This is a genomic window from Idiomarina aquatica, assembly GCF_003987185.1.
GTDB classification, from domain to species: domain Bacteria; phylum Pseudomonadota; class Gammaproteobacteria; order Enterobacterales; family Alteromonadaceae; genus Idiomarina; species Idiomarina aquatica.
On record NZ_PIPS01000001.1, the window covers coordinates 102,942 to 126,448 of the forward strand.

Annotated in this window: 22 protein-coding genes and 1 tRNA gene; 11 read left to right on the forward strand and 12 right to left on the reverse strand. The window is 53.1% G+C overall.

Annotated elements, in window-relative coordinates; all coding sequences use genetic code 11:
- Positions 1-115 precede the first annotated feature (115 nt).
- On the forward strand, positions 116-1,243 hold the full coding sequence (gene ald, locus CWE23_RS00555; protein WP_105306296.1) for an alanine dehydrogenase: 1,128 nt from the start codon (positions 116-118) through the stop codon (positions 1,241-1,243).
- A 71-nt stretch (positions 1,244-1,314) separates the two neighbouring features.
- On the opposite strand, the gene CWE23_RS00560 is transcribed toward ald, so the two are convergent.
- Positions 1,315-2,022, reverse strand: a complete 708-nt coding sequence (locus tag CWE23_RS00560; RefSeq protein ID WP_105306295.1) for a nuclease-related domain-containing protein — start codon at positions 2,020-2,022, stop codon at positions 1,315-1,317.
- 228 nt (positions 2,023-2,250) lie between these two features.
- Between CWE23_RS00560 and trxB the strand changes: the two genes are divergently transcribed.
- The 4 genes from trxB to infA are packed head-to-tail and all read left to right on the forward strand — an operon-like array spanning position 2,251 to position 4,942.
- Positions 2,251-3,210 carry a thioredoxin-disulfide reductase gene (gene trxB, locus CWE23_RS00565; protein ID WP_105306294.1) on the forward strand — a complete coding sequence of 320 codons (960 nt, stop codon included), beginning with the start codon at positions 2,251-2,253 and terminating at the stop codon, positions 3,208-3,210.
- A gap of 41 nt (positions 3,211-3,251) precedes the next feature.
- Complete coding sequence (gene aat, locus CWE23_RS00570; protein WP_126819823.1) at positions 3,252-3,959, forward strand: leucyl/phenylalanyl-tRNA--protein transferase; 708 nt, start codon at positions 3,252-3,254, stop codon at positions 3,957-3,959.
- Complete coding sequence (locus CWE23_RS00575; protein WP_198678789.1) at positions 3,956-4,672, forward strand: arginyltransferase; 717 nt, start codon at positions 3,956-3,958, stop codon at positions 4,670-4,672. The genes aat and CWE23_RS00575 overlap by 4 nt, the downstream gene beginning before the upstream one ends.
- Before the next feature lie 51 nt (positions 4,673-4,723).
- Positions 4,724-4,942 (forward strand): translation initiation factor IF-1, encoded by a 219-nt coding sequence (gene infA / locus CWE23_RS00580; protein WP_105306291.1) that lies wholly within the window; start codon positions 4,724-4,726, stop codon positions 4,940-4,942.
- Between the two features lie 72 nt (positions 4,943-5,014).
- Here infA and clpA read toward each other — a convergent pair whose 3' ends face one another.
- Both clpA and clpS read right to left on the reverse strand, forming a co-directional pair.
- The gene (clpA, locus tag CWE23_RS00585) at positions 5,015-7,285 is read right to left on the reverse strand and encodes an ATP-dependent Clp protease ATP-binding subunit ClpA (protein ID WP_105306290.1); all 2,271 of its coding nucleotides are present in this window, start codon (positions 7,283-7,285) and stop codon (positions 5,015-5,017) included.
- A 58-nt stretch (positions 7,286-7,343) separates the two neighbouring features.
- A complete protein-coding gene (clpS, locus tag CWE23_RS00590; RefSeq protein ID WP_105306289.1) occupies positions 7,344-7,658 on the reverse strand; it encodes an ATP-dependent Clp protease adapter ClpS in 315 nt (104 codons plus the stop codon).
- Between the two features lie 225 nt (positions 7,659-7,883).
- On the opposite strand from clpS, the gene cspD reads away from it, so the two are divergent.
- Entirely contained in the window at positions 7,884-8,099 is a 216-nt protein-coding gene (gene cspD, locus CWE23_RS00595) for a cold shock domain-containing protein CspD (protein WP_105306288.1), read from the forward strand.
- A gap of 65 nt (positions 8,100-8,164) precedes the next feature.
- Here the strand turns inward: cspD and yejK are convergent, their stop codons facing one another.
- Complete coding sequence (gene yejK, locus CWE23_RS00600; protein ID WP_126819115.1) at positions 8,165-9,208, reverse strand: nucleoid-associated protein YejK; 1,044 nt, start codon at positions 9,206-9,208, stop codon at positions 8,165-8,167.
- A gap of 71 nt (positions 9,209-9,279) precedes the next feature.
- Here yejK and CWE23_RS00605 point away from each other — a divergent pair, with 71 nt between their 5' ends.
- The 4 genes from CWE23_RS00605 (at position 9,280) to CWE23_RS00620 (ending at position 13,349) form a co-directional block, all read left to right on the forward strand.
- Positions 9,280-10,926, forward strand: coding sequence for a DUF3413 domain-containing protein (locus CWE23_RS00605; RefSeq protein ID WP_126819116.1), 1,647 nt, complete (start codon positions 9,280-9,282; stop codon positions 10,924-10,926).
- Between the two features lie 82 nt (positions 10,927-11,008).
- Positions 11,009-11,085, forward strand: a tRNA-Pro gene (locus CWE23_RS00610).
- An 85-nt stretch (positions 11,086-11,170) separates the two neighbouring features.
- The gene (locus tag CWE23_RS00615) at positions 11,171-11,863 is read left to right on the forward strand and encodes an aspartate/glutamate racemase family protein (protein ID WP_157982894.1); all 693 of its coding nucleotides are present in this window, start codon (positions 11,171-11,173) and stop codon (positions 11,861-11,863) included.
- A 214-nt stretch (positions 11,864-12,077) separates the two neighbouring features.
- Positions 12,078-13,349, forward strand: a complete 1,272-nt coding sequence (locus CWE23_RS00620) for a M23 family metallopeptidase (protein WP_126819117.1) — start codon at positions 12,078-12,080, stop codon at positions 13,347-13,349.
- A gap of 23 nt (positions 13,350-13,372) precedes the next feature.
- On the opposite strand, the gene CWE23_RS00625 is transcribed toward CWE23_RS00620, so the two are convergent.
- From CWE23_RS00625 to CWE23_RS00635, 3 genes are all read right to left on the reverse strand, one after another.
- Positions 13,373-15,298 carry a hypothetical protein gene (locus CWE23_RS00625; RefSeq protein WP_126819118.1) on the reverse strand — a complete coding sequence of 642 codons (1,926 nt, stop codon included), beginning with the start codon at positions 15,296-15,298 and terminating at the stop codon, positions 13,373-13,375.
- 35 nt (positions 15,299-15,333) lie between these two features.
- Positions 15,334-15,675: a hypothetical protein gene (locus CWE23_RS00630; protein WP_126819119.1), complete on the reverse strand. Its 342-nt coding sequence runs from the start codon at positions 15,673-15,675 to the stop codon at positions 15,334-15,336.
- Between the two features lie 69 nt (positions 15,676-15,744).
- Positions 15,745-17,388 (reverse strand): diacylglycerol kinase family protein, encoded by a 1,644-nt coding sequence (locus CWE23_RS00635; RefSeq protein WP_126819120.1) that lies wholly within the window; start codon positions 17,386-17,388, stop codon positions 15,745-15,747.
- Between the two features lie 100 nt (positions 17,389-17,488).
- Between CWE23_RS00635 and CWE23_RS00640 the strand changes: the two genes are divergently transcribed.
- Positions 17,489-18,853 (forward strand): MBL fold metallo-hydrolase RNA specificity domain-containing protein, encoded by a 1,365-nt coding sequence (locus CWE23_RS00640; protein WP_126819121.1) that lies wholly within the window; start codon positions 17,489-17,491, stop codon positions 18,851-18,853.
- Here CWE23_RS00640 and CWE23_RS00645 read toward each other — a convergent pair.
- From CWE23_RS00645 to CWE23_RS00665, 5 genes are all read right to left on the reverse strand, one after another.
- Positions 18,810-19,805, reverse strand: a complete 996-nt coding sequence (locus tag CWE23_RS00645; protein ID WP_126819122.1) for a Fic family protein — start codon at positions 19,803-19,805, stop codon at positions 18,810-18,812. The two genes, CWE23_RS00640 and CWE23_RS00645, sit on opposite strands and share 44 nt — an antisense overlap.
- An 11-nt stretch (positions 19,806-19,816) precedes the next feature.
- Positions 19,817-21,910 (reverse strand): sensor domain-containing diguanylate cyclase, encoded by a 2,094-nt coding sequence (locus tag CWE23_RS00650; protein WP_105306278.1) that lies wholly within the window; start codon positions 21,908-21,910, stop codon positions 19,817-19,819.
- Positions 21,883-22,482, reverse strand: a complete 600-nt coding sequence (locus CWE23_RS00655; RefSeq protein WP_105306277.1) for a biliverdin-producing heme oxygenase — start codon at positions 22,480-22,482, stop codon at positions 21,883-21,885. Before CWE23_RS00655 ends, CWE23_RS00650 begins: the two co-directional genes overlap by 28 nt.
- A 78-nt stretch (positions 22,483-22,560) precedes the next feature.
- Positions 22,561-22,980 carry an HIT family protein gene (locus CWE23_RS00660; RefSeq protein ID WP_105306276.1) on the reverse strand — a complete coding sequence of 140 codons (420 nt, stop codon included), beginning with the start codon at positions 22,978-22,980 and terminating at the stop codon, positions 22,561-22,563.
- Complete coding sequence (locus CWE23_RS00665) at positions 22,977-23,474, reverse strand: alpha/beta hydrolase (RefSeq protein WP_126819123.1); 498 nt, start codon at positions 23,472-23,474, stop codon at positions 22,977-22,979. Before CWE23_RS00665 ends, CWE23_RS00660 begins: the two co-directional genes overlap by 4 nt.
- Positions 23,475-23,507 lie beyond the last annotated feature (33 nt).

Genomic DNA, 23,507 nt, shown 5'->3' on the forward strand with positions numbered 1-23,507 from the left:
GTATCACTTTATACTAAAAAGGCACCTAAAAAAAGTACGTCATACACTGCCTTTTGCGTCTATAATTTGCCGCAAATTTTGATGTTCTAACCACTAACAATTTAGAGGCTGTGAAATGCTGATTGGTGTACCTAAGGAAATTAAAAACCACGAGTATCGTATTGGCTTAACCCCTGCGGCAGTGCGCGAATACGTAGAAAATGGTCACGACGTTATTATCGAAAATAACGGTGGTGCGGCGATTGGTTTTACCAACGACCAATACATTGAAGCCGGCGCAAGCATTGTTGATACGCCGGAAGAAATCTTCGCCCGCGCTGACATGATCGTGAAAGTGAAAGAACCACAGCCAAACGAATGCAAAATGCTGCGCGAAGGCCAAATCCTTTACACCTTCCTGCACTTGGCACCGGACCCAACGCAAACCGAACTGCTGGGTAAATCGGGTTGTACCGCGATTGCTTACGAAACCGTTACCGACAACCGCAATGGCTTGCCGTTGTTGGCTCCGATGAGTGAAGTGGCCGGTCGTATGTCGATTCAGGCGGGCGCGCACTACCTGGAAAAAGCTCACGGCGGCAGCGGCACCCTGTTAGGTGGCGTACCGGGCGTAGCACCGGGCAAAGTATTGATCATCGGTGGCGGTGTCGTCGGTACCAACGCCGCGAAAATGGCGATTGGTCTGGGTGCAGAAGTTACGATTCTGGATCGTTCATTGCCGCGTCTGCGCGAGCTGGACGATATCTTTGCCGGCCGTGTACAAACGGTTTACTCAACCGTTGATGCCATCGACAAATACTCACGCGAAGCCGATTTAGTGGTTGGTGCGGTACTGATCCCAGGTGCGGCAGCGCCGAAATTGCTGACTCGCGAGAACATCAAAAACATGAAGCCAGGCTCAGTGCTGGTAGACGTTGCTATCGACCAGGGCGGCTGTTTTGAAACATCTAAAGCCACCACCCACCAAGACCCTGTGTACGTTATCGACGACGTGGTTCACTACTGCGTTGCTAACATGCCAGGTGGTGTTGCACGTACCTCAACCATCGCCCTGAACAACGCGACACTGCCATACGGCATCGCGCTGGCGAACAAAGGCGTTAAAGCCATGCTGGAAAACGAGCACCTGCTGCGCGGTCTGAACATGCACAAAGGCAAGATCACTTACAAAGCCGTGCACGACGACCTTGGCGAGCAACTCGGCCTGGATTACCAGGACCCGCGTGAAGCCCTGCAAGGCTAAGCAAAAGCCGGTCGTAATCAGTTGTTTTAAAGCCCCGCTTTGCCGGGGCTTTTTTGTTGTAGCGTATTAAATCAACTGGCGGCCTGTTTCAGCACAATAAGCTGCTGAATGACGTTATCCAGGTTAGTCGGCGGGCGCTTCGGCTGATACGCGAGAATGTACTCAACCAGCCCTTTTCGTTCCAGCACAGGCACACTTGGCGGAGAACTTAGCTTAACCCGGGCGTTGCGGTGGGAGAAAAATACAACACCTTCAAGCCAGGTCGAGGCTTTTTTGCCTTTTAGGTAGGTCGACAGCACATGCACCTGCTTTTTCAGCTGTTTGATGGGGTTGCGCACTTCAGCCGTATAACGACCTCCCTTCTGCCCCACTTTGTGAGCTGTCCAGTTGGGGGCCTGTTCATCCCCCGTTACTTTCGAATTATTATTTTTGACCTCAATAACAAACACACCATTAGGCCCAACCACAACCAGATCCAGCTCGGTGTAGCCGCGTTTTGTTTTCGCGTTAGGGACGTCAACCTGATTAAATAACACATAGTCGTCAGGTAGCTTATCCAGTTGTTTTAACGTCTTCAGTTCGCCACTGGCACCGGCTTGTTTTGTGGCCGCCGCGCCAATAACGATGATTGCGTATGCAAACGCAAAAAACCACCATAGTTGTGGCAGGGAAAACATCAGCACAGCAGCGATCGGAGCGCCAATGATAGCGACCCATTTGCGGGTCTGGTTTACTTCTTGGGAGAGACGGTTTTTTGTAATGTATTGAGTATCGGCCATGAACTGCTACTGAGTTTTTATTATTAACATACGGTTATTAAACCATTTTACCGTGTTAACGTCAGCTGCAATTGACGGCGGCGGTTCGCTCTTTATCAATAACGGTCAATTACGATGCCATGGGCTTTTTTCTTTTTTGTCTTGTTCCACAAGCTTGCAAACCCTACAATCAATCCCCATACATCACTTATCTTATCGCAAAAGAATACAAGAAGTCAGGAGTTATCGATGGCAGACGCCAAACATTGCAAGTTATTGATTTTAGGTTCAGGCCCCGCTGGTTACACGGCCGCGGTTTATGCCGCGCGCGCTAACCTGGACCCGGTCATGGTAACCGGTATGCAACAAGGCGGTCAGTTGACCACCACCACGGACGTGGAAAACTGGCCGGGCGATGCTGAAGGGCTGACCGGTCCGGATTTGATGGTGCGGATGCAGAAGCACGCGGAGCGTTTTAACACCGAAATCGTGTTTGATCACATCAACTCGGTGGATTTCTCTAAGCGTCCGTTTCAACTGAAAGGCGATGTTGGTGAATACACGGCCGATGCGGTGATCATCAGCACCGGAGCCTCAGCCAAGTACCTTGGCCTGGAATCTGAAGAAGCCTTTATGGGTAAAGGCGTTTCTGCCTGTGCGACCTGCGATGGCTTTTTCTACAAAAACCAGAAAGTTTGTGTCGTTGGTGGCGGTAACACCGCCGTTGAAGAAGCGCTGTATCTGTCGAACATCGCCAGCGAAGTGCACGTGATTCACCGCCGTGAAACCTTCCGTGCGGAGAAAATTCTGGTTGACCGTCTGCGTGACAAGGCAGAGAACGGCAATGTCACCTTCCATCTGAACAAAACCTTGGATGAAGTGCTGGGTGATGAGATGGGTGTCACTGGTGTGCGCATTAAGGACACTCAGGACGGCAGCACCAGCGAGCTGGACGTTGCCGGCTGCTTCATCGCCATCGGCCACCAGCCGAACACCGGCATTTTTGACGGTCAGTTGGAAATGAACAACGGCTACATCGTGGTACAGAGTGGCCTTGAAGGTAACGCCACCGCCACCAGCGTACCGGGTGTGTTCGCCGCCGGTGACGTGATGGACCACATTTATCGTCAGGCGATTACCTCAGCGGGAAGCGGCTGTATGGCGGCGCTGGATGCTGAGCGTTATCTGGATGCCCTGACCAAAAACTGAGGTGAGTGAGCGTAGATGAGTTTAACGACGGTTATACCCTTATGATTGTCCAGCTCAGCCAGCGCTCAATCAGCTTCCCTCCCCCGGCAACCGCACTGCATGAGCCGAACGGCCTGCTTGCGGTTGGCGGTGATTTGTCGCCGGAGCGGCTGATGCACGCGTACCGGCATGGGATCTTTCCGTGGTTTGGCAACGACGATCCGATATTATGGTGGTCACCCAACCCGCGGGCGGTGTTTTACCCTGAGCAGATCCACATTTCACGCAGCCTGCAGAAGTCCTGGCGCAAGTTCCCCTGGCAAATCAGTATTAATCGCTGCTTCGACGCCGTTATCGAGCAATGTGCGGCCAAGCGTCGTGATCAGGAAGGCACCTGGATCACCGACGAGATGCAGGCGGCGTACCGGCAGTTGCATGAGCTGGGTCATGCCCACTCGGTGGAGGTCTGGTGCGAGGAGCAACTGGTTGGCGGCCTTTACGGCATTTCGGTCGGCCTCGCTTTTTGCGGCGAAAGTATGTTCCACAGCCAAACCGATGCCTCTAAAATTGCGCTGGCGGTGTTTGCCCGTCAGTTTGCCGAACACGGCGGTACCCTGATTGACTGCCAGGTCGGTAATCCGCATTTAACCTCACTGGGCGCGCAAAATCTCAGCCGTGATGGCTTTTTACGGCGTTTGCACGATGCCCAGAACGGCAGTCTGCCGCGTTCCTTTTGGGCGCCGCGGTTACTCAGCGAGGCCCGTTTATGACGCTGCAGTTTGGTGTTACCCGCGAGTCTCAGTGTGGCTATCTGGACGAACAGCAAGAACGTCTGCTGGTAGCGGTTACCGACGGCAATCCACCGATGAGTGCGGCCTTGTACGAGCATCTGTTGAGCCACGGCTTCCGCCGCTCGCACAATGATGTCTACCGCCCCTATTGCCGTTTTTGTCAGGCCTGTGAATCGTTGCGGGTGTTGGCGGATGAATTTGCACCCAGTCGCAATCAGCGTCAGGTGATCAGCAAAAACCGTGACCTGACCCGTAAGCTGGTGACCGAGCCGGGCGAGGACTATGCCGCACTGTTTTGCGACTTTATTGAACAGCGCCATAAAGACGGTGCCATGTACCCACCCGATCCAGACAGTTTCTGGCAATGGTGTGCGTGCGACTGGATGCAGACGCAGTTTGTCGAATGGCGCGACCGCGATGATCAACTGGTGATGGTGTCGGTCATCGATAACCTGCCCAACGCCTTGTCGGCGATGTACACCTTTTTTGACGCTGCGCTGGCGAAGCGCTCGTTGGGCACTTATTCGATTCTGCAGTTGATCGAGCTGTGTCAGCAGCAGAATAAAGCCTATTTGTACCTGGGTTACCAGATTGATGCCTGTAATAAGATGAATTACAAAGCCCGATTTACGCCAAATGAACGTCTAATTGGCAATCAGTGGAAAAAAGCGGTAAAATCGCCGACACTTTAGTTTAAACCGTGCGACAAATCGCACATCAACGATAGAAATCAGAGGATATTAATGGCGAAAGAAGACAGCATTGAAATGCAGGGAACCGTTTTGGAAACTCTGCCCAATACAATGTTCCGTGTCGAATTAGAAAACGGACACGTCGTTACGGCACACATCTCTGGCAAGATGCGTAAGCACTACATTCGCATTTTAACCGGCGATACCGTGACCGTTCAGCTCACCCCTTATGACTTGAGCAAAGGACGCATTGTCTTCCGCGCCCGTTAATCTGAGTTTTAAAAAAACCATAAAAAAAGCTGCATCACCTGAGTGACGCAGCTTTTTTATTATCCGTTGCGGTTAGCCTTCGACGGTTTCGTTACTGCTGTCGTAATCAAACTTCAGCTGGTCGTCGGCACCGATAGTGACTTTGACACTGCCACCGCGGGTTAACTGCCCGAACAGGATCTCGTTGGCCAGGGTTTTCTTGATGTTTTCCTGGATCACACGACCCATTGGGCGCGCTCCCATCGCTTTGTCGTACCCTTTCTTAGCCAGCCAGTCGACGGCGGCTTGGTCGACTTCCAGCGATACGCCTTTGCGATCCAACTGCGCCTGCAGTTCGGTGATGAACTTATCGACCACTTGTTTGATCACTTCTTCGTTCAAGTGATTGAACCAGACGATGCCGTCTAAGCGGTTACGGAACTCCGGCGTGAAGGTGCGGTTGATTTCTGCCATCGCGTCGTGGCTGTGATCCTGCTGTTTAAAGCCGATGGATTTGCGCACGGTTTCACGCACACCGGCGTTGGTGGTCATGACAATGATGACGTTGCGGAAATCGGCTTTGCGACCGTTGTTGTCGGTCAGTGTGCCGTTATCCATAACCTGCAACAGGATGTTAAACACGTCCGGATGCGCTTTTTCGATTTCGTCCAGCAGCAACACACAATGCGGTTGTTTGATCACTGCATCGGTGAGCAAGCCACCCTGATCGAAGCCGACGTAACCGGGCGGTGCACCAATCAGGCGGCTAACCGCATGACGCTCCATGTATTCGGACATATCAAAGCGTACCAGCTCGATGCCCATAGCTTTGGCCAACTGCTGGGTGACTTCGGTTTTACCCACCCCGGTGGGGCCGGCAAACAGGAACGAGCCGATTGGCTGATGTTCGTTGCCCAGGCCGGAACGCGACAGACGAATGGCGGCGGTCAGTTTATCAATGGCCTCATCCTGCCCGAACACCACCATTTTCAGGTTGCGGTCAAGCTGCTTGAGCACGTCCTGATCGGTCCGCGAGACCGACTGTTCAGGGATCCGTGCGATCTTGGCGATGATGCTCTCGATGTCCTGTACGCCCACGGTTTTGCGCCGCTTGGACGGCGGTAGCAAGCGCTGTGAAGCGCCGGCTTCGTCCATCACGTCAATGGCCTTGTCCGGCAGGTGACGTTCGTTGATGTACTTGGCCGATAACTCAGCCGCCGCTTTAATGGCCGGCTGGGTATAGCGAATACCGTGGTGGCTTTCGTAGCGATCTTTCAGCCCCATCAGAATTTTGGTGGTGTCTTCAACCGATGGCTCAGCCACGTCAATCTTCTGGAAGCGACGCACCAACGCGCGGTCTTTTTCGAACACGTTCTTAAATTCGTTGTAGGTGGTAGAACCAATACACTTCAACTGACCGCTGGACAACAACGGTTTCAGCAGGTTGGAAGCGTCTAATACGCCGCCACTGGCCGCACCGGCGCCAATGATGGTATGAATTTCATCAATGAAGAGGATGGCGTTTTCTTTTTCGCTCAGCTCTTTCAGCAATTGCTTAAAGCGCTTCTCAAAATCACCACGGTACTTGGTGCCTGCCAGCAGGCCACCCATGTCCAGTGAATAGATAACCGCATCGGCCAGAATGTCCGGCACTTCTTTATTTACGATGCGATAAGCCAAACCCTCAGCGATCGCGGTTTTACCGACACCGGCCTCACCGACCAGCAACGGGTTGTTTTTACGGCGACGACAGAGGATCTGCGCGCAGCGCTCAAGCTCGGCATCACGACCGATTAACGGGTCGATTTTGCCCTCTTTCGCCTGCACGTTCAGATTGGTGCAAAAACGTTTCAGATGGCTTTGCTGTTCTTCCTGAACTTCGGCCGCCTCTTCTTCGTCCATGCGTTCTTCGCCCGGCTCCTGATCCTGCATCCGCGAGATGCCGTGCGAGATAAAATTAACAATATCCAGACGGGTGATGTCGTGTTTGTTCAACAGGTAAACCGCCTGCGACTCCTGTTCGCTAAAGATAGCCACCAGCACGTTAGCGCCGGTTACTTCAGCGTTACCCGAGGACTGTACGTGAAACACGGCGCGCTGCAGCACGCGCTGGAAACCCAGCGTCGGCTGTGTATCCGATGCTTCGTCGTCGGCTTCGAAACTGGGTGTACTGCGGTCAATATAAGACAACAGTTCATCCTTTAACTGTTCGAAGTCGGTCCCGCACGCGCGTAAAACCTCGGCTGCATCGGGGTTATCCAGCAGTGCGACTAACAGGTGCTCGACCGTCATTAACTCGTGATGACGCTCACGCGCTAAACGAAACGCGTCGTTTAACGTCAGTTCAAGGGCTTTGTTCAACATATACCACTCCTTACCGCCATGCTGGCTACTTGCTGCGACCCGTTATTGCTACGAGCAATCATTCCTGCTCCATGGTACAAAGCAACGGATGCTGGTTCTCACGAGCATATTGGTTGACCTGTACAACTTTGGTTTCTGCAATTTCTGCCGAGTAAACTCCACAAACTGCTTTTCCTTTATAGTGCACCTGCAACATAGTGTCAGTAGCACGCTCTTGATTCATCTTAAAAAATTTCATCAACACTTCAATGACAAAATCCATTGGCGTGTAATCGTCATTATTCAGTATGACCTTGTACATCGACGGAGGTTTCAGCTCCTGCTTTTCTTTCTCTTCTAAATCATGAAGATGTTGATGATCAGACTGACTCATTGGTTAACAACCTATTATCACTATAGTGTATTTGTTAATGGGTTTTCGGAATTTTTTTCGAAAATGATTAACAAAAATGTTGATTTTTTCACCGCAAATGCTTGACTATTGCACTGCGTTTTCTAGAGTAAAACATGGTGTTGTCGATGGCTCTTTTCAAGAGCACCCGTTCAACGCTCAACATAATAATAAACATTCTCTGTTGCAAAAGAAGGAAGTAGATGTATGGCTACCGGAAAAGTCAAATGGTTTAACAACTCAAAAGGCTTCGGCTTTATCGAGGCGGAAGACCGTGATGGTGACATTTTCGCTCACTATTCAACCATCGAAATGGAAGGCTACCGCACCCTCAAAGCTGGCCAGACCGTTGAGTTTGAACTGGAAGAAGGTCCTAAAGGACTGCACGCTTCCAATATTGTTCCGGGAAACACTGATAAATAGTGTTTACACCTAAAACTCTCTAATTTCAAAACGCCGGTCAAGTACCGGCGTTTTATTTTCCTTCCTTAACTATCAATACCGAAATAACGTCTTAATTGATCACGAAGATTAGGCGGCGTTCCGTGAATCGTCAATGTGTCGGTCGCGGCATCGTATTGAATCCGCTCGCCCAATTGCGTGTGGTCAAAGCCCACACTGACACCACCGCCCTGCCCCTGGAACTTAACCAGCTTGCGCAGGGTTGCTTTGTCGGCCGGGAACTCCTCCGGTAATTCGGCTTCGCGCTGCTGGGTATACTCACGGCTGAAATCTTCGAACGAACGCTCACTTGGCTGTGCCTGGGCAAAATGTTCGGAAAGATCTTTCACCCGCACGTCTTCGCCCTGCTTCCACTGCTGGTCGCAATACTCGTAGGCAACCGCGTTTAACGACTGCCGTTGCTGTGGCTCCAGCTCAGCCGATTTGCCGTACTCGTTGACCGCTTCGATTAACGTCTGAGTCTGCGATTTTGCGTTCAAACGCTCGGTACAGCCCAAAAAGTCGAGGAAGAAGTCGGACACTTTACGACCGGCGCGGCCTTTAATAAACGAGATGTAACGCTCGCTGTCGGCTTCGGTTTCCCAGTCGGTCAGATTAATCCGTGCCGCCAGCTGCACTTTGCTGATGTCCAACTGCGACGATTTATTAACCGCCAGATTGGGGTTAATCGACACCCCTTCCTTCACCGGCAAAAACGCCACCAGCAGATAATCCGTGCTGAGGTGCTGATAACGTGTGATCAGTAAAAAGCCCGCTTCCAGCATATTGTGGTTTTGCAGCTGTTCAAGCAGCAACTTAGCCGCCTGCTGGCTGAAATCGACAAATTGCAGTTGGTCGGTATGCCATTGTTTCAGCACGTCCGGGAACGGACCCCGTTCGCCGTCGTCCTGCTCGGTTAAAAAGCTGGCGTAACCTTTGGCGGGTTTATTGGTGTAGACCTGGGTCAGCTCTTCCAGCAATTCGTGTAATTGCTCGTCCTCGGCCAGGGCCTCAGGCGCCAACCGCAGACCGACCTGATCGTCGTGACTGTAAAACTGATGAATAATGCTGTTTTCAATACGCAGTTGCATATACGGGACTATCCTTGCAAAATCCGTGTGTTAGACTAATTGCTAATAGTGTACCACGGGACATAACCAGAATGGGAAAACACCAACGCAGGGATAAAATTGCCCGCCTGATCAGCTGGGGGCATTGGTTTACTTTTATCAACATTCTTCTGTGTCTGGCGTTGGGTGCGTTGTATATCGAAACCTCACCGACGTCGCCTTCGGCGCTGGCCACGTTATACGGCATTTTAAACTGGGTTGGTCACTTTGCCTTTCTGCCGTTCGTGTTTTTCATCATTCTGATTTTTCCGCTCTGTTTATTGGTCCCCTACTCCCGTATTTTGCGTGGCTGGTCGGCTTTAATCGGCTCGCTGGGTATCGTCGCATTAGCCGCTGACCTGTTGTTTTATCGCCAGTACGGTTACCACCTGAACAGCTACTCACTGGCGCAAATGGCAAAAGACGCCGAAACCGTGTTCGCCGGTGCCAGCTTTTTGATCATCCTTGGCGTGCTGCTGGGCTTTTTGGTGCTGCTGGGGTTTGAATTACTGATAGCCAATTACACCTGGAAGCACTTGCAAGACTTGCAACGGCGCCGCATTGGTGCGCCCGCCACCAGTGTTTTTGTGTTTTGCTTTTTTGCCAGCCACCTGATTCACGTATGGGCGGACGCCGAGCTTTATGAGCCGATTACGCAGCAGGATGACATGTTCCCGCTGTCCTACCCGACCACCGCCAAGACCCTGATGGCCAAGCACGGTTTTATTGATGTTGAAAGCTACCAGGCGCAGCAACAAATGCTGATGGCGGCCAATAACATCAAGTTACGCTACCCGCAAAACGACTTGTTGTGCACCAAACAAAACACCGATCAAGCCATTACCGTGTTCGTGTTTGACCGTTTATCCGCTGAGCAGCAGGTGCGCTTAACCGAACTTGCCGGTGCGGCGCAACTACAGCCTGTTAAGGCCCGTTTGCTCGGTCATCCGAGCCGTGAAGGCGGGTTGTTTCAGTTTCTTTATGGGCTACCCGATTTTTATCAGGACACCATTGAGCAGCAGAACATTGCGCCGGCGTATTTAAAACCGTTGGATGATTTTGGTGTGCAGGTTAACTGGCTAGCCAGTGAACACTGGGGCAACGAACTGACCCTGACCCGTTACAGTGAGCAGTGGCTGACGGAACCTTTAGGCAGCTTCGCGCCAAAAGCCCGTAACCAGATAAATGTGGTGTTTCTCAGTGCGGATGATTTGGCCGCATTACCAGGACTGCTTGAACGCAGCGCCCGCCATAAAATTATGGTGACTGCACTGGCGCCGGCCGGTTCCGAATCGCTGCTGGGACAAGAACAGTTTATGCCGAAGAACATGGCAGTGCCGCTGTTTGAACGCGGTTTTGATATTCCTGCCCAGCCCATTGCCGGGTTAATGGATATTATGCCAACGGTGCTGGGCGACCTGATGTCCTGCGCCGGTGGTACTAAGAATTTCAGTAATGGGGAGAACCTCACCGCCGATGGCGAGCGCTGGCCACTGATCGAAACCTACAGTCCGTACATCGTGATTTATGACGCCAATGAAATCACCATTCTGGATAACACCGGTCAGTTCAGTGTTTACGATTTCGACAGCTTCGAGCTGAAAAAAGGTGCGGAGCCACCGGTTCCGGTACTGATCGATGCGCTGAAGGATTTAAAACGCTTCAGCCGTGACGATCGCAGCAGCAACGATGGCCAGTGAGCAAAAAAAGAGCATTCGCACCGCCGACCCCGCATTAGCCCTTGCTAATTGCGCGTAAATCCGTAACATATCGCTCCACGGTCGGCGTGTAGCGCAGCCTGGTAGCGCACTGTCATGGGGTGTCAGGGGTCGGAGGTTCAAATCCTCTCACGCCGACCAATTCTTCTCTCTTGCACCTTCTCTTTCTCGTCCGAATAAAACTCTGTTAACATCAATGATTCGTTATCCCGTTAAAAGAGTTGCGATGAAAACGATCGGTATTATTGGTGGTATGAGTTGGGAGTCCACGCTCAGCTATTATCGTCTGATTAATCAAAAAGTTAACGCTAAACTTGGTGGGTTACACTCCGCCAAAATCCTGTTAAACAGCATCGATTTTGCGGACATAGAACCCCTACAACGTCAGGGCGACTGGCAACAAGCCGGGCATTTGCTTGCGAATGCCGCGCGTGCGCTGGAGTCTGCCGGGGCGGACGGCGTGTTAATCGCAACCAATACCATGCATAAAGTCGCGCCTGCCGTCGCCGACGCGATAACTGTTCCCGTGTTGCATATTGTCGATGCAACCGCCGCGGCCATCCGTCAGCGCGGTATTCGCAAGGTTGGCTTGCTCGGCACTCGCTTTACCATGGAAGAAGACTTTTATCGTCATCGTCTCGAGCAGCAGGAACTTGATGTGCTAACACCCGCGACGGACGTGCGTCAGCAGGTGCACGATATTATTTTTAACGAGTTATGCCACGGCATTACATCGGAACCCTCAAAGCAGGTCTATCTTGAAGCCATTGAGGCGCTGGCTGAGCGCGGTGCTGAAGCCGTTATTCTTGGTTGCACCGAGATTGGCTTACTGGTCTCGCAAAACGATAGCCGTTTACCCTTATTTGATACCACCGAAGTTCACGCCGAAGCGGCGGTAAAATGGGCGCTTGAGGGATAACATCACCCCACACTGCCAGCGCCCTTAAACCATTACACAGCATTTACACCCCACTCGGGAATTTTTGCGCCGACTTATGTCTAACCAAAAACTTGCGTCCTCGCGCGGGCGCTGATAAGTTATCGCGCCTTCAGCGCTCAGTCTCGGTTGATAAAGGAAGTTATGGTTAATAAACAATCTGTTGTAGTTTATTTGTGCGGAGGCGACCGCTGATATGATGGGCGTAAAACGCTGGCAGGTTTTCGCGGCTGCCCTCGCCATCATCGCGTTATCGCTGGGACTCAGCTCAGGCGGCGACGACAGTTCCGCCGATGTGCACGTCCCGCAACCACTGGTCCCTTTTGATTCTGCCTGGGTGCAGAGCGACGCCGACAATTACCGAACTCCGGTGGATGTTATCGGTGAACCGCAGTTGGTCTACGTCGCCCCCGGCCAAACCTTAACCTCTCTGCTGGTGCAAGAGGGTATTTCCGCCCAACAAATCACGCTGCTGGCAATGGCCGCCAGACCCGTCATCAACCTCGGCCGACTGCAAATCGGCACCCCTATCGAAATCACTTATATCGCGCCCGGCCAACCGCGTGTCCGCCTGGCACGAGAGTACGGCGAAGTGGTGGAGGCCATCTATTCAGACAGTGGCTGGACCATCAAGAAACATCAGTTGCCAACCCGCTCGACGACCGAGGAAACCGCTGTGACCATCGAGCGCAGCCTTTATCAGGACGCGGTCGAGAACGGTTTGCCGGTGAGCATGGTCAACAGCTCGATTATGGCGCTCTCCCACTTTGTCGATTTCCAGCGACAAATTCAGTCAGGTGACATTTTTGAGGCACGCTACGAACGTTATCAGGTGGTTCGTGACAAACAACTGTTTGCGCACCTGGCCCACCCACTACGCCTGACGTATCTGCGCTTTACCAATGATGGTGAGGACTATCGGTTGTACCGCTTCGACGGCACCTTTTATTTTGACGATGGCCGCGTCGCTCAGAGTTTCCTGCTGAAAACACCGCTGAACGGGGCGCGCTTGTCATCTCATTACGGTAACCGTTATCACCCGGTACTGGGGTATAACCGTCTGCATAAGGGCATCGATTTCAGTGCCCCGGTGGGGACGCCGATCATGGCCGCTGGCCGTGGAACCATCAAGCATGCGGGCCGTAAAGGCAGTTTTGGTAATGCCGTTATTATCGAGCACGCTGACGGTTACGAAACGCTGTACGCGCATTTGAATGGCTTTGCGGATGGCCTGTCTGAAGGCGATCGGGTCAATCAGGGCGATGTCATCGGCTATTTAGGCAACACCGGCTTGTCGGCAGGACGTCATTTGCACTACGAAGTGCACCGTTATGGCCGCAGCATTAACCCACTCAGTATCAAAGCGCCCTCCAACCGGCGCTTAGAAGGGGCTGAGTTGGCCCGCTTTAAACGCTATTTGGCACAATTACGGCAGGATGGCAGTGAGCTTGAAGGGCTGGCACCGTAACGGCGCCATGCCCTATTGATTGATTACTGAACCTTTGGTAACGGAGTCTGTTCGCTGATTGCCAGTGACGGGTATTGTTCAATCAACTGCTGATAACGTTCCGGAAACCGCAGCTTTATCACCGCCATTCGGCTTTGATGAAAGCGGGTAATCTCCGGGTTTGTTGCCATCAGCGCGTCGATCATCTGATTGATGCGCTCGAATTCATAGTCGCTGCCGGCGTGACGCAATGCCAGCAGCATGGGGTCAGCCCCTTGTTCGTCGCCTTTGTACGGCACCCCCTGATCGAGTAACCATGTGGTTAGCTGCAGGTCTTTTTCATTAACGGCATAATACAACAGGGTTTTGCCGCGATTGTCCGTGGCCGCAATATCGTAGCCCACGTCATTCAGCGTTTTTATCGTGTCGAGATTCATATCGAATCGTTTAAGCTGATGATGTTGCAGTGGCTGCGGCAGCAAGTCGGTTTGCTGTAACTGTTGATAGTACGCGACATCGACTAACATGATTTGGCCAACCAGATACCACCGTTCGGCGTCCGTCAGTGATTGTTGCTGCAGGTGCGTCAGCACCCTTTCAATGTCACCATCAACCAAAGGCTGTATGACCTCATCAATCACTTCTGTTCCTTTCATCCGCTGCGCATTGTTCTGATGAATCTGGCGGTACAAGTCCACAGCAAACGGCGAAATGTCGGCCAGATCGGCGATGATCGCACTCGGTGAGTCTCCGTAACGTGCTACCGCTTCTTCCATCACGTCATAGCGGCTTTGCGGTTGCCATTGCTGCACTATCGCCTCGACCGTCTGCTGACATGCTGAGCGAGTTTCGGCCACATCAGCAATGTCGAGTTGCTCTTCCAAATAGGCATCCCGTTCGCTGACTAAGCCCTGGTAAAGACGTCCATGGGTTTCGGTGGTCAGCGTTTGGCGTGGTTTGATGGTGAGCAGATTAACGTTAAACTGCTGTCTGAGGGTTTCGATCTCATCTTCATCAAATCGATAAAAGCGACGCGGAAAGTGACCCATCACAGATTCTGCCGACTGTTCAGAAAACCGCGCGCGGGCGCCAAGGGTAATCAGTCGATTGATGATTTCTGCCCGTTGCTCGTGTTTCTCGCAGCAATTCATGAGTCCGCTCAGCGCCCACTCCATGGTTGAACCGAGGTAAGCGTCGTGTGTGGGCGTTAATCCTGCATCCAGCAGACGGTTAAACACCTTTGAGCGCCCGGCCATTGCGGCAAAATCCAGCAGTGACAGGGCTTCTTCGAGGTACTCATAGCCGACGGTGGCGCTGGCGTCCGGCAGGCCATCAATCAGCAGGATAATATCGTCATCACTGAGCTCAGACTCGGCGATCACATAAGCGACATCATCAACGCTGATCTCGCCGCTGTCGGCGATTTGTTGTTGTTCTGCTAACGGCAGGTCGGCGAAGCCTTCCAGCAGACCACTGGGAACTTTGCGCTGCACGCTCAAGCCTTTGGCGGCGGCACCCGGCATATGCTCCTCGAGTTTTTCTGCCAGCATCGCATTGATTTTCGTCACTTCAGCGTTTTTTCTCAATTGCTTAGCCCGGAACATGGCGGCGAAATTAGAGTTTCTGAACGCGTCAATGGCGACGGTGATTTCGTCGACTGAGTAACCCTCATCGAGATAATCCGAGAAATTACCGACCGACTCACGAATCCATTGCTGCTGACCTTGGCGCAATTGGAAAAACGTTTGTTGGCACTGGGCAAAATTGGAAGTATCGACCTTGAGCTTGGTTTGCGGCTTTGCGTCATCAAGCGCCGCCGGGGCGTTTGCCGGCGACTGTTTATCGTGCGCTGAGGCTGAGAGCCGGGCTTCTGGCTGCAGCGGCTCCTTGTCCAGATACAACCACAGAGCCACCAGCAATAGCGCGGCAATAAGGACGGTTATAACGACCTTTTTTGTTATTTTTATCATACATCCCTGTTAGTTATTCACTTAAAGCGTCCTACTTAAGCACCCTTAAGCGGAAACTTCAAGGCGTCGTCTACCGCCTGTGGCAGCAACGGAAACGCGTATTGCCGGTATGCACTGGCATTCAGCGCTTTGCTGGCGAACAAGTAAGCCGGGATGATCAACAGTGGTGCCGGTACCGAGCCCCACTCCGGCAATACGATGGCGGCAAAAATAACGGCTAACAGCGCACTTTGACGCAACAGTACGGAACCTTTGAAATAGATTTTCGCGCGTAACTTAGCAATGGCGATAGCGCGTCGTGCGGTAGCGCCGTCGACCTCGGCCAGCGCCGGCTGCTGGCGCCAGCCGACAATATCGAAAAGAGGTTTTTTAAACAACGTAAACACCTTAACTTAATGTTGGAACAGCAAACTCAACAGACATCAGTTTACCACAAAACCGACCAATTAGTAATCAACGCGTTCCGGCACCAGGATCTTCAGAGCGCGCTTTTGCAAGGTCACTTTCATGCTGTCGCCCTGATAAGGCTCACCATCAACAACGTACTTCAATGGTTTTTGATCACGGCGTTTTACCTCCACCGCATTCGCCTGGGTATAGCCGGTATTGATGCCCAGGTTTTCCTCGGTCAGTCCGGAATACAGCAATTCGATCAGGCTGAATACGTGTTGGTTACCGGAGGACTGTGGCTCGATCCAGGTCAGATCCAGTTTACCGTCGTCCATCATCGGGCTGCCCTGCCCCTGCGCCAATAAGGTGGTGATTGGCGCGGCATTTGCCACAATCAAACTGCTGGTCTGCCACGCCTCGGCCGGCTCGTCGTTGAGACTCACGTGTAACGGCAACACTTCGTTTTCGTTGCATGCCCGCCACAGCCCTTGCAGATAAGCCAGTTGCCCCAGTTTGTTTTTGGCCTGGCGGTCGGCTTTTTCGATCATCTGCTGCTCAAAGCCTATTGCCGCACACAACAGCATGGTGCGGCCATTCACATCGCCGACATCGATGGCACGGCTGCGGCCCTCGATGATGGTGGTGCAGGCGGCTGACACCGGGCTGATTTTTGAACTCATCCCCCACAGTGCCTGACTTAATGAGTTGGCGGTGCCCAGTGGAATGATGGCCATCACCGTATCGCTGTCTTTAACCACACTGGCGACCTCGGTCAGTGTGCCGTCACCGCCACAGGCGATAACCAGTTCGGCATTGGCATCGACCGCGCGTTTGGCTAATACATCGGCGCCGGTGGTCTCGGTAGTTTCGAGTATTTCCAGCTCAAAATAGGGGCTTAACAGCGCTTTGACGGCGTCTTTTTGCTGTTGCCATTTACCGCCTCCGGAAACTGGATTGGCGATGATCCAGGCGCGTTTCGCCAGCAATAGCCGATGATCGTGGGCGAAGGCTTCCAGTTTTTGTTGCTGCACGCTGTTTAAGCGCGCAACGCGGCGCTGATCTTTGATGCTGGCAAGGACGTCCTGCACCGACGAATGATGGCTGCGCATCAGCAAATAGGCGGCGACCATAAAGACCGAACGGCCACGTCCCAACGCGCAGTGCACCAATACCTTACGGCCTTGCTGGTGTTGTTGCTGAATCCACTGCATGGCCTGATGGATCTGTTGCTCGCTCGGAGCCTTGTGGTCCAGTACAGGAACGTTGAGGTAAGCGATATTGGCATTTTCGGACGACCAGTCCAACGCATCGAATTCAGCGGTCACATCAAGGATGGCGTTAATGCCTTCGTTTTTGAGCTGTTCGATGTCGCTGCCAAACAAACGCCGTCCGACGTAGAGGTTATCGCCGACGCGGTGCCAGCCCGGTAAGCCGTCACGACGACGGGCAATGGCATTATAAACGCGCACACCGAGTAAAAAAGGCACTAACAGCCAGCGGATGGCCAGCGGGATGGTGCCGCCCTGGCGCTTGCGAAACAGCGAGGCCATATCCAGCCAATAAGCCGATGCCACCATGGCCAGCGCCACAAAACTCCAGCCAAACAACAACGTTAACGGCCAACCGGGAAGCCACAGTGCCAGTACCAACGCCGTGAGCGCTCCGGCGAGGTAGTAAAAAGGAATGTAACTGACCTGCATAGCGCAACTCCCATGTCGTACAACAATGTCTGCCATTGTTGGTTGCCGGCTATTGCCGGAGTGTGTCACATTATCAGCGACCGTTTTGCGAGGAACCTTTATGGACATTATCCATCATGGCGGCTTTGATCAAGTTACCGGTTCGTGTCACGAACTGCGGGTGAGTGACGGCGAGCGCTATTTGATCGACTGCGGCATAACTCAAGGTCATGACCAGAGTTCTGTGCCCGGTGCGTTACCCGATGTCAGCTTTGTTTCTGATTCGATTAAAGCCGTCATCATTACTCACTGCCACCTCGACCATATCGGTCGCCTTCCCTATCTGCTGGCGGCGGGTTTTAACGGGCCTATCCTGTGCACTAAAGCAAGCGCGCGGCTACTGGCGCTGGTGCTTGCGGATGCGATTCAGGTTGGTATCAGCCGTGATGCCGAGCTCATTGAAGCCGTGCTGGAACGGTTGCAACAGCAATTACAGCCGCTTGCGTATCAACAGTGGTGGCAATTGTCCGATCGCTGTCGGATACGTCTGCAAAACGCCGGTCATATTATGGGTTCAGCTTACGTCGAATGTGATGTCGATGACCAGCGAGTGGTGTTTTCCGGTGATATTGGTTGCAAGGGCACGCCATTGTTGCCGGACCCGACACCGCTGGAGCGAGCCGATCTGCTGCTGCTCGAAAGCACTTATGGTGATCGTTCGCATGAATCCCGTGCTGACCGTCAACAACGCCTGAAGCAACGGATCGAGCGTTGCATTGAGGACCGTGGCGCGGTCTTGATTCCGGCGTTCAGTATGGGCCGCACACAAGAGCTGCTGTATGAGTTTGAAGACATCTGGCATCAACTTGAGCAATCTCATCAACAGCAGTTTCCTGAGATTGTCGTGGACTCGCCGCTGGCCGCTGAATTAACTGACGTCTATCAGGAGTTGCACGAACTGTGGGATGCCGAAGCCAAACAACGCCTGCAACAGGGCCGTCATCCGTTGTCGTTCAGCCATTGCCATACGGTTCGCGATCATGATCAACACATGGCGCTGGTGAACCGTCTGACATCAACCGCCGAGCCGGTGATTATCATTGCGGCCAGTGGTATGTGCGCTGGTGGCCGTATCAGTAATTACCTGCGTGCGTTACTGCCCGATCCCAGAACCGATGTGTTGTTTGTCGGCTATCAGGCACAGGGTACACCGGGCCACGACATTCAGACCTACGGCCCGAGCGGTGGCTATGTCTATCTTGACGGCGAAAAAGTGACCATTAATGCGGGTATCTACACCCTCGGTGGTTATTCTGCTCACGCCGATCAGGGCGAACTGCTGGCGTTTATTGGGTCCGCTCAATCGGCGGTAAAACGGGTCCGTCTGATCCACGGTGAGCCCCATGCACAGCGCGCGCTGGCCGCACAAATCCGGGAGCGGTTTAATATTCCGGTAGAGACAGCTGCTGAGTTGTTCGGCGGGTAACCACCCAGCGCCCGGCTCGGGCAGAGCCTTCGCGAACCAACAGGCCGTCACGCTTTAACCGCGACAGATGTTTTTCTACCGCTCGTGACGAAATGCCCAGCACGGCAGCCGCGCGAGCGGCGCTCCACTGTGGCTGCTGCTCCAGCAGTACCAGCAATTTATCGCGTGTTGAGGCTTTGTCCGAACCCATTTGCACGCCGGGTTGTGAGAAAATGGCGGTGGATTTTTCCGAACCTGGCTGTGCATCACTGTACGGAGTTTCATTAAGCCGTGTTTCGACGCAGTATGAAATTTCGTTCAGCACGAACGCGATAAACGCACTGTTGTCGTTGTCCGCAATGGCCTGGCGTAACGTTGCGTAATAGTCGCCCTGCACTTCCAGCAATCGTTGCTCAAGCGGCAGCCCCGTCAGCGTTGGTCGCCAGGCGCTGAGCAGGCCTTTAAACCACAGCCGCGCCAGCACACCATTGGCTTTGCCAAACGGCTGAATAAATTCAAAGTCGTAGAGTACGTTAACCGCATGCAGCAGCGGATGATGCTGCGGTTCCGCAACGCTCTGCAGCACTTGTCGCAGCAGTTTAGCGGCCTGATTCGCCGGTGCGGTCATATGCACCAGCCGGTTATCACGGTAAAAGCCCATCCCGGTACTGCGGTAGTGACCCGCCTGAGGTGCATCACCAAGCAGCGCCGAGTGGCAGCGTTTCAGTTCTGCTTCGCTGTCCAGTTGCAGCGCGTCGAGCTGTTGATAAAGATCGGTCAGGGCTTGCACATGATGGTCCTGGTCAAGACCATCAAAGGTCAGGCTGGCCTGGGCCTGCTGTTGGTATTGCCGCGCCATCTCAGCCGCATCTTGCGGCACAAAACGCGCCTGCAAAAAACCGATGTTCTCGCACGCCGACGCAAGCTTCTCCAAAACTGGAATAACCGCCAGCATGGCGTTTGCTAAACTCACGTCGTTCTCCTTTATTGTTCTGCCGCGACTCGATTTCGACCCTGGTTTTTGGCCCGGTACAGTGCCTGATCCGCTCGTCGTATCAGTTTACTGCGCGAATCACCGGCATCCAGAGAAGCTACACCAAAGCTTGCCGTGACCACACCGGCTTTGTCAAATTCCAGCCCCATCAGCACCTGCCGCAGTCGCTCCGCCAGTTCCCTGGCTTGCGCAAGATCACTTTCCGGTACGATCACCAGGAACTCTTCACCGCCCCAACGTCCCAGTGCGTCGGTATCCCGCATGGTCGGCTTCAGTGCTTTGGCAATGCCCTTTAACACTTGGTCACCGACATCATGGCCATAGGTATCATTGACCTGTTTAAAGTTATCAATATCAAAAATAATCACACTGAGCGCGTGCTGATGGCGCTGCGCGCGGCTGAGCTCGGTATCCAGGGTTTGCTCCATATGGTAGCGATTCCACAGTTGCGTTAAGGCATCGGTGTGCACCAAATGTTCGAGGCGTTTGTTGGCCTGTTGCAAGCGTTCGTTCAATTCTTCGATTTGATAGGCCGAGGCTCCGATAGCCAGATCCTCAGCCAATGTGCGGGCCGCCTGTTTCTGTTCGTCGGTCCATTCCAGCGAACGTCCTTTTAAGGTCTCCTGCCAACCGGCAAAGGAACGCCGGGGGGACAACACCGTTTTGCCCTGAAATTGCTGGGTCTCGGTTTTTTCCGGGCGGCCGGCCCAGCTTTTCACTTCTACTGCCTCGCGGCGCAGCATTAACAACCAACCGTTGAGCTTTTTCTCATAGGGCATCGACACCGCCAGCAACCCGCAAAACGGCGAACCACGGAAAATTTCGGCGCAATCACTGTCGGCCAGATCGCGGCTACTGAACAACCCGGTAACCCAATGGTACTTGTGCAACCACTCCACCAACTGCGACACACGCCACAGCTCCAATTCGTCACCACAATGACTGACGTCCTTACCGTGCGCCAGCACCACCGTTTCCACCTGAAACAAGTTTAACCAGTGCTTACCCTGGCTGGCGAGTAGCTGTGCCGGTGCCATGATATCTTTGTCGGGGTCAAGCAGCGCTTTGCGGCTTTCCTCAACTCGATCTAAAAAGGCGATGGCCTGATATTGACGTTGTAGCATCAGCCGTTGACTGGCCATCAGCACCAGTGAATGCAGTGCGTGGCGTTGATAGGGATTGGTGCGGGCCGGTCGTACACCGTGACAGGAGAGCAGCCCCCATAAACGGTTTTCGTCAAAGATAGCCACCGACAGTGAGCGGCTGACGCCCATGTTCTGCATATAACCGGCGTGCATTGGCGATACTGCACGCAGGGTCCCCTGACTGAGATCCAGGGGTTCCAGCGCTTGCTCAAGCGCTGGATTCTGTAACAGTTGGTGCGGCGGCGCGGTTGAGGACGCTATTTTACGTACCGCATTAACGTGGTACATATCACGCACCTGTGAGGGAATATCGCTGGCCGGGAAATGCTGTCCAACGTAGCTGTCGAGATTATCTTCCTGCAAATGCTCAGCGACCACTTCACCGTTCCACTCCGAATCGAAGCGATACACTAAGATACGTTCAAAATCGCTGATCTCGGCGGCACTTCTAACCAGCTGTTCAAGCGTCTGCTGTTCTGTTTTACAGCGGCGTAACCGGTCAAACTGATGCCGTACGGTGGAGGTAAAGTCGCCGGCGAGCTTAACGTAGAGCGGTTCGATTTCGACCACCAACAGCCGCTGACCGTTGCTTTGGCGTAGCTGATAAACGGTACAGAAGGCGTCAATCGCCGTCGCCGCAAAGGTGTATTCAAACGAGTCGGTTTCATAACCATAACCCAGGCGTTGCCGGGTACGTTCAAGTTCGGCTAAAAAACACGATGGCAAGGTTTCTGCTAACGGTTCCGCAAACAGCGTCGCCAGCGGTTGTTGTAAAAACTGATCGCAATTCTCACTGGCAACCAGCAGTGTGCTGAGATCGCTGTTAAACGCCAGTAAGGCGCCGTGAGACTGCACGGCACCGGGGATGTGAATCGGCTCTTTGGCGCAGTTGGCCAGAGCCTGTTCCCAATTTATGTCATCATTAGGTTGTTCTGCCACGCGGCAACTCCTCGACGGTCAACAGGGCTAAGTAACAACTGAAAACATGCCTTTGCTCCCTCGATGCAGGCCTGTTGCTGTGTTGCCGTTAATTCAAGACCAGCAACCCAGGCCACAAACAATGACCAGGTACCACGACGGTGAAAACCAAAATATCTCAGCCCGTTGCTATGGGTGAGACCGAGTTTCTTTTTCAGCCGTTGTGCCAGCAGTTTGCCGCCGCTGGTTGAGCCTTCAATGACGTAGGCCTGTCCAATTGCCTGGTACTGACAATGGTGTGCGGGCGCACCAGCTATGGTCGGCACCTGTCCGCCCAATTCGGTGATGTCTTCCCGAATGTCGGCCAAACGCGGAAAATAGGCATAATCACGGCGCTGTTCATCACCAAAATGATGCACTAAGTTCGGCTCGACCGCCGCCACAAACTGATACAGTCGCTGCAGTGCCTGCAAGTACTGCTCAACCTGTAAGTCGGCACTGAGAAGTTGGCGCATAAACGCCAGTTGCTCAACGTCCTGATGCAAGTTCGCGGTTTGCTGCCGCAATGCTGTGAGTAAAGGTGTGTCCATCATCACTGTTAAACGCACTCCCGGCGGATTATGATCAACGCATTAATGCATTGGCTTTGTTGCTACTATGACGAGTCATTGTTACAAACTCAATGCTTTAAAGATTTCCTGTAGCCGGGTTACTGTTTCCTCCGCCAGTGGTTTCGGCGGCAACCGTCCCCAGACGGGATCCGGCCACACCGGATCATCACTAAAACGGCCAATATGATGCAGGTGCAATTGCGGTACTTTGTTACCGATGGCGGCAATATTGAGTTTTTCCGGACGATACTCGGCCTTTAGCCAATGGCTCAAAAACGCACTTTCGCGCCACAACTGTTGTTGATCGGCGTCATTCAGGTCAATGATTTCGGTCACGTTCGGTACCCGCGGAATCAGCAAAAACCACGGGAACTGACGGTCGTTCATCACCCGCACCTGCGATAACGGCCAGTCGGTGATATGAATACTGTCCTGCGCCAGACGTGGATGCAATTCAAATGGCTGGGTTTCTTCACTCATGCTAAGTCCTTGGTTAAAAAGCGGGTAAACAGATCAACGGTATGATCCAGGGTTTTGATCAACCGGTGGTCATCGTTGACCACGTGCAAGTCCGCGGCCAGCCGTTGCGCAACGCGCCAGCTGTTGGCGACCGGCACAATATCATCCTGCCAGCCGTGCACAATTGCCATCGGACAACTGACCTGAAGCTGGTCAAAATTTGCGGCGCCGCCGAGGTAATAGGCCGGTGCCAGCACAAACAGACCCGCGCAGGGGCGTTGACTGGCAGCCACCGTGGCAACGTATCCCCCCATACTGGAGCCGACCAGCAGCGGTGGTTGTTGACATTGGTCAATGGCGGCGAGCAGCTGTGTGACGCGCTTGTCAGCATCCATCTCACCGTTAAAGTCGATACTGTCGACACTGCAGGCAAGGTTTTCCGCCGCTTTTGCCAACGCTTTGATTTTAGTGCCCCAGGGGCCACTTTCTTTACCGTGATTAAAAATAACGTGCATAGTTAGTTGTTTATCGATATTAATTTTGTCTAT